9 protein-coding genes are annotated in these 13,242 nt (G+C 30.6%); 3 read left to right on the top strand and 6 right to left on the bottom strand.

Annotated elements, in window-relative coordinates; all coding sequences use genetic code 11:
• Window positions 1–121: 121 nt before the first annotated feature.
• On the bottom strand, window positions 122–1,780 hold the full coding sequence (locus V9L04_RS20760) for an amidohydrolase (RefSeq protein WP_338791851.1): 1,659 nt from the start codon (window positions 1,778–1,780) through the stop codon (window positions 122–124).
• Between the two features lie 231 nt (window positions 1,781–2,011).
• Here V9L04_RS20760 and V9L04_RS20755 point away from each other — a divergent pair, with 231 nt between their 5' ends.
• A complete protein-coding gene (locus V9L04_RS20755) occupies window positions 2,012–3,517 on the top strand; it encodes a glycine--tRNA ligase (RefSeq protein ID WP_338794219.1) in 1,506 nt (501 codons plus the stop codon).
• 297 nt (window positions 3,518–3,814) lie between these two features.
• On the opposite strand, the gene infC is transcribed toward V9L04_RS20755, so the two are convergent.
• The 3 genes from infC to V9L04_RS20740 form a co-directional block, all read right to left on the bottom strand.
• Complete coding sequence (infC, locus tag V9L04_RS20750) at window positions 3,815–4,546, bottom strand: translation initiation factor IF-3 (RefSeq protein ID WP_338794218.1); 732 nt, start codon at window positions 4,544–4,546, stop codon at window positions 3,815–3,817.
• Window positions 4,547–4,950: 404 nt separating this feature from the next.
• Window positions 4,951–8,541, bottom strand: a complete 3,591-nt coding sequence (locus V9L04_RS20745; RefSeq protein ID WP_338791850.1) for a M1 family aminopeptidase — start codon at window positions 8,539–8,541, stop codon at window positions 4,951–4,953.
• Window positions 8,542–8,635: 94 nt separating this feature from the next.
• Window positions 8,636–9,505 carry an ABC transporter ATP-binding protein gene (locus V9L04_RS20740; protein ID WP_338791849.1) on the bottom strand — a complete coding sequence of 290 codons (870 nt, stop codon included), beginning with the start codon at window positions 9,503–9,505 and terminating at the stop codon, window positions 8,636–8,638.
• 479 nt (window positions 9,506–9,984) lie between these two features.
• On the opposite strand from V9L04_RS20740, the gene V9L04_RS20735 reads away from it, so the two are divergent.
• Window positions 9,985–11,151 carry a histidine kinase gene (locus V9L04_RS20735; RefSeq protein ID WP_338791848.1) on the top strand — a complete coding sequence of 389 codons (1,167 nt, stop codon included), beginning with the start codon at window positions 9,985–9,987 and terminating at the stop codon, window positions 11,149–11,151.
• Window positions 11,152–11,295: 144 nt separating this feature from the next.
• The gene (locus tag V9L04_RS20730) at window positions 11,296–12,015 is read left to right on the top strand and encodes a response regulator transcription factor (RefSeq protein WP_338791847.1); all 720 of its coding nucleotides are present in this window, start codon (window positions 11,296–11,298) and stop codon (window positions 12,013–12,015) included.
• 56 nt (window positions 12,016–12,071) lie between these two features.
• Here the strand turns inward: V9L04_RS20730 and V9L04_RS20725 are convergent, their stop codons facing one another.
• Both V9L04_RS20725 and V9L04_RS20720 read right to left on the bottom strand, forming a co-directional pair.
• Entirely contained in the window at window positions 12,072–12,251 is a 180-nt protein-coding gene (locus tag V9L04_RS20725; RefSeq protein ID WP_338791846.1) for a hypothetical protein, read from the bottom strand.
• Between the two features lie 190 nt (window positions 12,252–12,441).
• Window positions 12,442–13,242 carry a hypothetical protein gene (locus tag V9L04_RS20720; RefSeq protein ID WP_338791845.1) on the bottom strand — a complete coding sequence of 267 codons (801 nt, stop codon included), beginning with the start codon at window positions 13,240–13,242 and terminating at the stop codon, window positions 12,442–12,444.

Genomic DNA, 13,242 nt, shown 5'->3' with positions numbered 1-13,242 from the left:
AAATTCCTTTAAAAAAGGACAGATAACGAAATAGATTTTTCTAGGTTTGTATCTCTAAATTAATTACTTATGTCCTTTTTTTAATGGTCTAACTTATATCTAGTAGTATAAGTTTTAGCATCTACTCTCCATAAACCTTCAAGCCACCCAGATAGGTAGAAGCTGCCTTTGTATTCGGAATTGCGTCTTCTTCTACAGTCATAATATCTTGGTCTAAGATAACAAAATCAGCATATTTTCCTGCCGAAATGCTTCCTTTTTCGTTTTCTTCAAAATTGCTATATGCTGCCCAAATTGTCATTCCTTTGAGCGTTTCTTCTCTTGTGAGTGCATTTTGCTTTTGAAAACCTCCATTAGGATAATTTTTTAAGTCTTTACGTGCTACTGCTGCATAAAATGTATGAAATGGATTCACTTGTTCGACGGGATAATCCGTTCCTAAAGCTACTTTTCCTGTTTTTTCAAGAAGTTGCTTGTAAGCATAAGCTCCTTTCATGCGCTCTTCTCCCAAACGGTCTTCTGCCCAATACATATCACTTGTGGCGTGAGTAGGCTGCACACTCATCATTAAGTTATCGTCTAACATTTCAAACTCTTTTGAAGCAACTACTTGTGCGTGTTCTATTCTCCATCTACGGTCTTTTTGTCCTTTCAAAGCATCATAATAAGTGCGAATAATCACAGCATTTGCAGAATCTCCGATAGCATGTGTATTCATCTGAAAATCAGAATTAGCCAGTTTTTTTGCAAGTGTTTGTAAGTTTTCATAACCAATAAGCATTGCTCCATGATGATTTTCTTTGTCTGAATAAGGTTCTTTTAAAGCTGCTCCTCTTGAACCCAAAGCACCATCTGCATAGACTTTGAATGAAGAAACATTGAGTTTTTCGGTTTTATAAGTTCCTTTTTTGAGGTACTCTTCTACATATTCAGGACGGTTACTTACCATGATATACATTCTCATTTGAAGTTGGTTTGTCTTTTGAAGACTATCAATAAGAGAAATAATATCTGGAGAAAGTCCTGCATCATCTAATGTTGTCAATCCATAACTAAAATTGATTTTTTGAGCTTCCAAAAGAGCTTCTATTTGTGATTGACGGCTAGGTTGTGGAATTATTTCTCTTACTAGTTCCATAGGATTATCTACCAAAATACCAGTAAGTTTACCATTTTTTTGAATGATTTCTCCTCCTTCTACTTTTGTTGAAGGAGTGATTTTTGCGAGTTCAAGTGCCTTTTGATTTGCAATCATGGCGTGTCCATCTATACGTGTGATAGCCACAGGAGTATCTGGAAAAAGCTCTGTTAGTTCTTTATTAGTAGGAAATTCTTTTTCTTCCCAATCATTTTGATCCCAACCTCTACCAACAATAAAAGGAGCATTTTTTTCTTTTTGAAAAGCAACAATTCTATCCAAAACCTCTTGATAGCTTGTTGTTCCTACTAAATCTACTTGTTGTAGTTTCATTCCTAAATTATAAAAATGACAATGTGCATCGATTAAACCAGGTAAAATAGTTTTGCCTTGTGCATCTACTTTTTCTGTTGATTCAAATTTATTTTGAATTTCTTCATTTGTTCCTACTTCAATAAATTTTCCATCTTTTACAGCAAATGCTTGAGCTTTTGGAGTTGTTTGATCCACTGTATAAACTTGAGCATTGTAGACAATCAAATCTACTTTTTGCTTAGTTGTGGAGTTGGTAGAGTTTTCAGATTTGTTTTGACAAGAAAATAGAATAATACTAGATAAAAGGAATAGAAAGAAATATTTCATTATAATAAAATTTGAGTTTTTTTGGTTGTAAAAGTTTGAATATAGCTATTCTTGAAATAGAGTTGTTTTGTGAAAGGTAAAATTATAAAAAGAAAACTAAAAATTTTATTTTCTTATATTTTTGACATGTTTTAAGAACTAATGTCTTTTACCAAAATCATTTCATATAGAATTCTTATCTTTGCCTATTCTATCGAAAAAATTATCAAATCATATATTAAAAAGACTTTCATGGAAAGCACAGCAAAAAAAAATAAAAAACAAAAAGGAAGCCCTGAAAATGAGGTTTTTCAAAAAATAATTTCACATTGTAAAGAATACGGTTTTGTATTTCAATCGTCTGAAATCTATGATGGTTTACAAGCCGTTTATGATTACGGACAAAATGGTTCTGCGCTTCGCAACAATCTTCAACAGGCTTGGTGGTTGGCAATGACACGTTTGAATGATAATATTGTTGGGATTGATGCAGCTATTTTTATGCACCCAACGACGTGGCAAGCATCTGGACACATTGAAGGTTTTAATGACCCAATGATTGATAACAAAGATTCTCAAAAGCGTTATCGTGCTGACCAAATTATTGAAAACAGAGCAGAACAATACGAAAAAGAAGGCGATAAAGAAAAAGCAACTGCTTTAGTAGACAAAATGAATGACCTTTTGAAGAAAGAAGATTTAGAAGGGGTTCGTAATTTGATTATTGAAGAAAATATTGTTTGTGAGATTTCAGGAACTGCAAACTGGACAGAAGTACGTCAGTTTAATTTGATGTTTTCTACCAAAATTGGCTCTGTGGATAATGAAGCAAGTGAAGTTTATTTGCGTCCAGAAACAGCACAAGGTATTTTTGTAAATTATTTAAATGTTCAGAAAACAAGCCGTTTGCAGCCTCCATTTGGCATTGCACAAGTTGGAAAAGCATTTAGAAATGAAATTGTAGCTCGTCAGTTTATCATGCGTATGCGTGAGTTTACACAAATGGAAATGCAATTTTTTATTAAACCAGGGACACAAAAAGAATGGTTTGAAAAATGGAAAGAAAACCGTCATAAATGGCATTTAGCTATCGGAACGCCTGCCGACAAACTTCGTTTTCATGTTCACGACAAACTTGCTCATTATGCTGATGCAGCTGAAGATATAGAATTCAATTATCCAATTGGTTGGAAAGAAATGGAAGGTATTCATTCTCGTACAGACTTTGATTTAAAGCAACACGAAGAGTTTTCTAAGAAAAAATTGCGTTTTCATGATGCACAAGCAAAGGAAAATTATATTCCTTATGTTATCGAAACGTCTATTGGTCTTGATCGTCTGTTTTTGTCTGTGATGAGTAATGCATATCAAGAAATTGAATCTACAAACGATAAAGGAAATGTAGAAAAACGTATTGTTCTTTCTTTCCCTGCTCCACTTGCGCCAACAAAAGTAGCTGTTTTTCCTCTTACTAAGAAAGACGGTTTGCCAGAAAAAGCAATGGAAATTGTAAATGATTTGAAATTAGATTTAGAAACTTTCTATGAAGAAAGTGCTTCTATCGGAAAGCGTTATGCTCGTCAGGATGTTGTCGGAACTCCATTTTGTGTTACTGTCGACCATGATACCTTGGAAGACAATACAGTTACACTTCGTTATCGTGATACAATGGAACAAATTCGTATTCCAATTTCAGAACTAAAGGCAAAATTACTTCATGAATGTTCGATGAGTAGAATTTTGGAAAAATTAGTCTAGAAAAAACTTCTTGTCTAGTTCTGCAATAATGTTGCAGGTTTTTAGATAAATTAAATATAAGTCAGACAGTCTTTAGATTGTCTGATTTTTCTTTTTTATGGGTTCTTATTCATAGCATTCTGTTATACTACAATAAATACGATTTTTAGTTAAAAGAATTTGATACTCATCACTACAAATTTGCCCTAAATTGGTTACATAATTCTATGTTAGGACAAAACATAATAGCAATAAAAAAAGTAGCTAAAAAATAATTTAGCTACTTTTTTATTTCGAAAAAATTACATGAGTTCCTATTTACTCTTCTTCCTCATTCGTATCTTTTTTGGTAGAAGGTTTTTTAGATATAGGAGCTTTTTTTACAGAAGCTTTGTCTTCTTTTTTAGAATCTTTATTTTCAGAACTATTATTATCTGAATCTTTTGTTTCTGTGTCCTTACTTTTTACAGAAGGAGTGCTAGATTTTGGTTTTTCACTTTTAGAAGAATCTGTTGCCTTTTTCTTAGGCTTAGGGACATTTTTGGGCGTAAACATAATAATCATACGCTTACCTTCCATTTTTGGATATCCTTCTGGTTTACCATATTCTTCTAATGATTCTGCAAAACGGTCTAAAATTTCTCTTCCTCTATCTTTAAAGACAATTGTTCGTCCTGCAAATTGAACATACGCTTTTACTTTGTTTCCTTCTTCAAGAAACTTTTGAGCATGTTTTGTTTTGAAGTCTAAATCGTGTTCGTTGGTATTAGGACCAAAACGAATTTCTTTCACCACTACTTTATGAGCATTGGCTTTTAGTTCTTTTTGTTTCTTTTTCTGTTCGTATTTGAATTTCGAATAATCGATAATCTTACAAACAGGTGGTGTACCGTTGGGAGCGATTTCTACTAAATCAAGCCCCAGTTTTTGAGCGATTTCTAAAGCATCAGCAGTAGAATAAATTCCATTTTCCACATCGTCGCCTACGATACGAATTTCTTTTGCTCTGATACGACGATTTATACGATGAGGATCTTCCTCTCTTCTGATAGGTCGTCTGCCACCTCTTCTATATGTTTTTGCGATTGTATACCTCCTTATTTAATGAAGAATTTGAATATAAAAAATGAGTTTTTGAATAATGATAAATCTACGTCATACTTAATTTATCTAAAAAATAATGTATTTATAAATTTAAACTCACTACTGCTCTTAACTCACAGATAAAAAAATAGTTTTGTGAATTGCATTTTATTGCAATTCTATTTTTTTAATAAAACTATATATTTTTTACTGAATATGCAAATTTAAACTTTCTATTCGTAAAATACCAATACTTTCATAAGTAATTACGAATTAAAAATTAAAAATTATGGATTTTTTTAGCGAAAAAAGTGTATTTTATCTATCACTCTACTTTATTTTGTGTTTGATGTAGAATCAATAAAAAACCTTCACTCTCCAATTTCCATAAGATTATCTTCCAAATTTTTATCTAAACGTGTAAAAAATGGGTCAATACTAGCATAAATAGGCAGTTCATTGACATAGAAAGTAAATGTATTTACTTCTTGATTGATAGTTTTAGAATCTAAATAAATGATTTGCTCACTTTCTTTTTCTTTATCAATTTGAGAAGGCAAAACAGAAAAAAGTCCAACCGTAATAGGTTCATCAATAGAAATAGAAACTATTTTTTCGTTTGTATCATCTTTATTTTCTAGAGTTTCAAAACGTTTTGCTTTTACTTGTAGCGTAATTTCGTAGTTTCCTCGTGAATCGTTAGTGAGTTTTTTTGAGCTTACATTTTCAATTTTTAAATCATAAATAATTCGCTTTTTAAACCACTCATTTATCAAAGAATGATGTTTTTGAGGTGTGATTTTATAAACTTCTTCCAAAAAATCTAAAGAAGTTCCTGAAAACTCGCTTTTATTTTGATGTTTTTCTACTAGATTTTTCAAAACTTTATTTACTTTTTCTTCTCCTATCAGCTCCTTTAATGCAAGCATCGAAGCATAACTTTTTCCATACGATAAATAACTTTCTCCTCGTGCCAAATACAAAGCTGGTTCGGTTTCATTGGTATAGGTTTTTCCTTTAAAATATTGTTTGTTTGCCGTTTTGCCGAGCTGAAAAAGTTGTTTTTTACCAATCATTTTTTCCATAATCATAGCTTCATTATACTTTGCAAATCCTTCAACAATCAAACTTGAACCTTCAATATTTTTAGGCGATAAAGCGTGTCCCCACCATTGATGTGCCACTTCATGAATGGTTCTTTTGGTTAATAAGTCAAAATCATTGGCATTTCTTCTATCAATCAAGTACAATCTATCTTCTACCATCGAAATCATTCCTGCATGTGCAAAGCCTCCAAAACTCCAATAAGCAGGGATTTCAGCAATACGTAATTCTTTAAAAGGATATTTTCCATAGTTTTTAGTACAATAATCTAGTGTTGTTTTGATGCTTTCTATAATTTGTGGATTGTTAAAGTTATGTGAAGGATGATAATAATGTTCAATCACAATTCCGTTATATTTTTCTCTCTGAACAGCATAATTTGCAGAGAAAAAAGAAACAGCAGGCGAAATCAAAATAGGTGTTTTGTAATGGTAATAGTTTCTTTGATTTTTAGTCCATTTTTTAATCAAATTTCCTGAGGTAATTGCAATTTGGTCAGAAGAAGTAGAAACAATCGCTTCAAAATTAATTCTTCCAATTCCATTATAATCCTCATTATTTAGGTCATCATCATTAACTTTTTCTTCTATTCTTTTGGGTAAATTTCGCAATTCTCTTTCATGTGAATTGGTAATTTCCCAACTTTTTGCATAACTCAAAATAGGAGAAAAATCTCTCAAACCAATATAAGAGCCATTTTTTAGAATACTTTTTGAGTTTTCAAATTCTTTTACTTCTTTGTTTATTTGATACGAAAAAGTAACTTCTTGATTGGGCAAAATAGGTTTTTCAAACTCAAAAATTAGTATTCCCAAACTAGAATCTTGTTCTATAAGTTTTGCATCTTGAAGAACTATATTTGATAATTTCTCTTTTTCTGTAATAAATAATGTATAGATTTTTTTATTGCTTTTATTTTTCAAAATGTACTTTCCAACAGTTTTGTATTTTTGCTGATTTGGAAAAATATCCATCTCAATAGCAATAGAAACAGGAACTAATTTTTCATTGTTTTCATACGATTTATACTTCCTTTCATAAGTTTCTTGTCTGTCTAATTGCTCATTTTGAGTCAAATATTCAGTTTCAATATTGGTTTGATAGAATATAAATAGTGCTGAACATAAAGGCAAAATAAAAGCAATTCCTAAAATAAAATTTGATTTTTTGACTCTCAATAATTCAGAAATTGAAATGTTTTTTTCTCCTCGTTTCCAAATTTTGAAAGTCAGAATAGCTAAAAAAAGTCCGATTAAAGTCCAATGAAAAGCCAAATAATGAAAACCTCCCACATTATATCCATTCATATCTGAATAATTGATAGTAGGCAAATTTCCAAAACGCAGCAAAGGATGTTCAATGCCAATTCCAAAAGAAAGAGAAGTTCCAAAAAGCAGAATAAAACAACCTAAAAGCAGCATTCCCAAATATTTATTTTTTATAAGACTTTGAATAAATAGAGCCAAAATGCTGTAAAAAATCATCCTTACACCTTCATAATAGAACACAGAGACATATAAATCAAATTCAAAATTGAAGTAACTTTTCGAAATCTGTAATCCAATAGATAAAAGTATTCCTACCAAAATCAGAATAAAAGGTAAGGCAATCAGTACCGTTAATTTTGAGAAAAACAAAATTGTATTTTTGACTGGGAGAGCTTCCAAAATTCCATTAAATTTCAATTCTCGTTCCTTCCAAACAATTTCTCCACTATAAAAAACAATTAAAAACAGAGCTAATGGCTTCAAAATATCTTTAAAAAAATCTATCAAAATAAATGTAACAGGAAACAAACTTTCATTATATGCACCTCCATTTGTAGTTCTTGTATAGCTTTCTATCAGAACAATTATCATAAAAACTAAAAGCACAGCCACAAAGGGAAGACTTTTAAAAATGAGTTGTAGATTAATTTTGGTTTGAATTAAATAACTATTCCAATGTGTTTTGAAAGTTTTGCAATTGGGTTCAATAGACTCAAAAGTAGATGCAGAAATAAAATGAGGAATTTCTTTTTCTGTACTATTTTTTTGTTTTTTTAGGCTTGTGTTGCTACTTCGAAAAGAAAATACTTTATAGGCGAAACCTAAAATAAAAATGCCTATTGCTATCCATAGAAGTCTATTTATCAATAAATTATCTGTAAAAGAAATCCATAAAGTGTTTTTTTCTTGATTTGTCCAGTAAGTAGTTTGTTCAAAAAAAGCAGAAATCCCGAAAGGGTCTAAAATGGCAGCAAGTTGCAGGTTTTCAGCCGAAGTAGAAGCCGAAGAAGCCATCAAAGGCGACTCAAAAAATATAGAACACAGAAAGTAAAACGCATAAATAAAAACGGCACTACTATACACAGCCAAACTATTTTTACTTAAAAGTGCCACCGAAAAAATAATAGAAGAACAAATAAATACGTTTGGCAGCGCAAAAATAAGCCAACTCCACAAATACATCAAAATGTTGAATTCTGCAATTCGTGCAGCATCCAAATCATGTATAAAAAGTCCAAGTATCAAACCCAAAAACAGAAAACTAAAAGCCAACAGACTAAATACAAAAACACCTAAAAAACGGCTCACAAAAAAAGAAGTTTTGGATAATTTTGTAGTAAAAATAAGACTTTCAGTTTCGTAATTTCTCTCTCTCAAAACTCCACTAATCACAAAAAACATAATCATAAAAACACTTCCCAAACTAACTAAAGAAGTTTGATAACTGATTTTGTAAGAAGAGTTATAATCAATATCGTACGTTTGTTTGACTAAAAATAATCCGAAAAGTAAGAAAAGAAAAGCTCCAAGAAAGAAAAAATATTGTTTTCTTTGATAAGAAAATTCGAAAGAAATGAGTTGAGAAAGCATAAGTGTTTTATTTGATTTGTGGTAGTTTTTGTTGGTGTCGCTGCGCTAAAACACCAACAAAGGCAAAATTGCTCAACAGGGTTAAAACCCTGTTTTATAGATTGCTTTTTGTAAAATAAAAATCTTCTAACGTTGCCATTTTAGGCTCAAAACCTTCATTAGGAACTGTTTTTGAAAAAATAGTAAGTTGTGTTTTTCCTCCTATGAGTTTTGTAGAAATGACTTGAAACCTATTTTTGAGGTGTAAAACTTCATTTTTTTCTACCATTTTCGTCCAGATACAATCCTTTAGAGTAGAAATAAGCTCATTAGGATTTCCTTTTGTTATAATTTTTCCTTGTCCCATAATTGCCATATTGGTACAGAGTTCTCGTATGTCTTCCACAAAATGCGTCGATAAAATAACAATTCGGTTTTCTCCAATTTCACTCAAAAGATTCAAAAAACGATTGCGTTCTGTGGGGTCAAGTCCTGCTGTGGGTTCATCTACAATAATGAGTTTTGGATTTCCCAATAATGCTTGTGCAATGCCGAAACGTTGGCGCATTCCTCCTGAAAAAGTAGCAACTGATTTTTTGCGTTGTTGATACAAATTTGTTTGTTCTAAAAGTGCGTTTACTTGTTCTTTTCGTTCTTTTTTATTTTCTAACCCTTTCAAAATTCCTAAATAATTGAGCATTTCTTGTGCTGAAATTTTGGGATAAACACCAAATTCTTGAGGTAAATAACCAAGTGTATGACGAATTGCATCTGGATTTTTTAGAATATCATTTTTATTGAAAGTAATAGTTCCTAAAGTGGGTTCTTGTAATGTAGCAAGGGTTCGCATAAGAGACGATTTTCCTGCGCCATTTGCTCCTAATAAGCCAAACATTCCGTCTGTAAGTTCTAAAGAAATAGATTGTAAGGCTTCTGTTCCGTTGGGATATGTTTTTGAAAGGTTTTCAATAGTGAGTGTGTTCATTTTGGTAGAGTTAAATGAGAATATTTTTTTCTACTGTCGTTGTGGGTGTCTCACCAACGACTGTTTTTTTCTATATTCCAAAACTAAAACACTATTTTTTCTCTATCTAATAAGAATGACAAACACGTTTTTTTTGACTTTATACACCTTCAAAAGACTTATAAACCATTTTAAATCAAAAAATAACTTGTTTGACCTTGTTTTTACTGGGTTTGTCATGATTTTTATGAATGAGAGTAAAGAAGATGTATTTTCGTATAAATATTTAAACGTCAATGAGGCTATATTTTGTTGTGCATTCAGTTCCTCAGAACTGAATGTTTCGCTTCCTCAGAAGCATAATTCAAGCAAATAAATCACGCTTCTGAGGAAGCATTTCGTTCAACTCTGGGTAGTTGAACACACAAAAAATATTGCTAAACTTTTTAAACAGTATACTAAAACCGTCATTGAGGTAGAAAATTTATAGTTCAAATCTTATGAATCAAATTATTCCTCTTCTCAAAAAATATAAAGCTGTTCTGATAGGCTTTCCACTTACTTTTATTTTTGTAAAATTATTGCAGTACAGCAAACTAATTTTGATAGATGAAAAGGAGTTTTTTATGAATACTTTTTTTCTGTTACTCTATGGAGTTGTTATTTCGTTGATGATTTATACCTATTTTAAAAAAAGAGGAAACTACCTATATCTACTTCTAGGACTTCTTTTATTGATTGGAGTTTTGGCTTTTGTACGGCTTTTTATGCAGGGAATGACTGATAATCCTATAATTATTTTGATTCTAATTTTATTTTGGATGGGTGGTTGTTATGCTGCTTTTCCATCTTTTTTTGCAAAATATAAAATCATTATTTGGGGGATTTATGGATTTTCATCGCTTTATTTTTTGTATGTTCGGTTGTTTTCGGGTGGATTGGAAATGTATTTACAGAAAAAAGAAACAGCTCTTAGTTTTTTTATTTTGCCTATTCCTGTTTTTTTTCTGATTTGGATATATGAACAATGGAAATGGTTACAAAACTTAAAAGCACAAAAAATGGCTGCCGAATTAGCACTTTTGAAAACTCAAATCAATCCTCATTTTTTCTTTAATACACTCAATAATCTTTATTCTTTGACGGTTCAGAATTCAGAAAAAGCTCCTACAATGATTTTGCAACTTTCTGATATGATGCGCTACACCATTTATGAAGGACAAAAACAGACCGTTTCATTACTTGATGAAATAGAATATCTAAAAAATTATATCGAACTTCAAAAAATTCGGTATCAAAAAAATGTAGAAATCAATTTTTCAGTTAGGCAAAATATCAATATAGAAACTACTCAAATTGCCCCTTTATTATTTATTATCTTGCTTGAAAATGCCTTCAAACATGGCGTGGAAACATTGAGAGAAAACGCTTTTTTGACTGTTCGATTAGAATTGCATCAAATCAGAAATCAAAAAGAAATAATTTTTTGGATAGAAAATAATTTTGATTCAGAAGAAAATAATCAAAATCAAAAAAAGACAGAGCAAGGAATTGGATTACAAAATCTCAAACGAAGACTAGAACTTCTTTATCCTCAAAAATATTCTTTAGAAATTGAGAAAAAAGAAACCATTTATAGTGCAAAATTGAAAATTCAGATTGAGTAATCAATTTATAAAAACAGGGTTAAAACCCTGTTCAATTAAAAAATTGCCTTTTGTATTTTTTACAAAGATATAGTTTCAAAAATAGGATATGAATTATACATTGGACAGGGTTTTAACCCTGTTTAGTAATTTAAAATAAAAAAAATGACAAATTACATTATCATAGACGACGAACCACTAGCACATCAACTTATAGAAAAGTTTTGTGGAATGTTGCCTCATTTGCAATTACAAAAAAACTGTTATGATGCTTTTCAGGCAATGGAATTTTTGCATCAAAATAATGTAGAACTTATTTTTTTGGATATAAATATGCCAAAAATTAACGGATTTGAGCTTTTACGAACACTTACTAATTCGCCTAAAGTAATTGTAACGAGTGCCTATCAAGAATTTGCTTTGGAAGGTTATGAACTCGGTGTGGTAGATTATTTGGTAAAACCATTTAGTTTTGAGCGTTTTGTGAAGGCTGTCAATAAAGCTATTTCTGTTCAGAATAATTCTATCAAAAATGTATTACCTCTTCTTACAAATTTAGAAAATACAGAATCAAAAGGTGATTCTTTTTTTGTAAAAGGTGATAAAAAACACCATCAGATTAATCCTGAAAAATTGCTTTACGTGGAAGCCTACGGCAATTATTCAAAGCTATTTTTGGAAGAAGAAATGATTATTTGCAATGAAAAAATATCAGATTTAGAAGTTATTTTATCTAGAAAATATTTTTTGCGTGTTCATAAATCGTTTATTGTGGCTTTAGAAAAAGTAAAAACGATTGAAGGAAATCAGATTTTTTTAGAAAATACGGTTGTTCCGATTGGACAAACATATAGACAGAAAATCCAAAAACTGCTAGAAAAATGAAAAATAGATGCTGTTGTTGATGTTTTAGCGAAGCGACACCAATAACATCACGAACTCTATATTTTCGGACATTTTTTACAATGTGTTCCTTTTTTCTTATATTTTTTACAACACTTATCTTTTTTACAACAGCTAAACGACTGACAAAATGATTCGTCTTCATTATTCAAGTTAGTAGAAAAAGAATTTGTTTCAGAACCAATAATCGAAGGAAATGCAGGAAATGTAGTTTGCATGACTTAAAATAAGATGTTGAGGTAAAGGAGTTTGTAATGTTTTACAAATCTAAAATTTATTTAGATTAATTCCAAATAAAAATATTAAATTACGAATTACGAATTACGAATTACGAATTACGAATTACGAATTTTTTTTATTAAAAAACGCATTGGTTTATACTAAAGATTAAAAAAACGTAGTTTTTCTCTATTCTCTATTTCTATTTCCTAATTTCATGTTTTTATAATTTTTTTCTACACTTACCAAAAGTGCGTATTCTTGTTGGCTTTTGGTATAAAACTCTACTTTTGTCTGTTCAGAAGCCCACGCTAAGGCGAGTAAAAATGATTTTTGATGTTCTGGATTTTTAGTTTCAAATTTCTCTTGAATAGTATTTCCATTTTGAAGAAAGATTTTAATTTGTGGAGATACAAGGCTATTTTCTTCTTTTGCTGCTCGTCGATACTCTATTTTTTCTATATTAGACCAAGCGAAAAGAATATCATCTATCTGTAATCCTTCCTCAAGAATATGAATATCTGTTTTTTTAGATTTTGTTATTCCTATCAAGTTTGTAAACTTTTCACTTGTAAGACCCATTACAGAAAGAACAGCAGGAAAAAGACCAATTATAACAGAGAACAAAATTCTATCTCTAAAGAGAAGTAAATCTCCTAATAAAAGATAGATTGAGCTACTATATATTCCATAAAAAAGTAAAATCAAAAGAATACTTATTGTGTTTTTGTTTAGTAAAGGTTCTGAGTTTTGGTCTTTCTTTCTCTTTGCGACAAGTTTGGAAGGAATATAAGGCGCAAAAAATAAGGTGTCAGTTTGCTCACAATGTCTATTATTCATATAATTCCAACTCTCCTCTAAAAAGCAAGATTGACAAGCCAAACAAAATACAACTTTATCATTTTCTTTTATTGTATCGCCTGTAATTGGATCGGTTCTGCCAATAATATGAGAATGAGTTGAATCTAATTTGTGAGAATGGTAAGTCAT

This window comes from Bernardetia sp. MNP-M8 (genome assembly GCF_037126285.1).
GTDB lineage: Bacteria > Bacteroidota > Bacteroidia > Cytophagales > Bernardetiaceae > Bernardetia.
The sequence above is the reverse complement of the archived record's forward strand: the minus strand, read 5'-3'. Positions and strand labels throughout refer to the sequence as shown.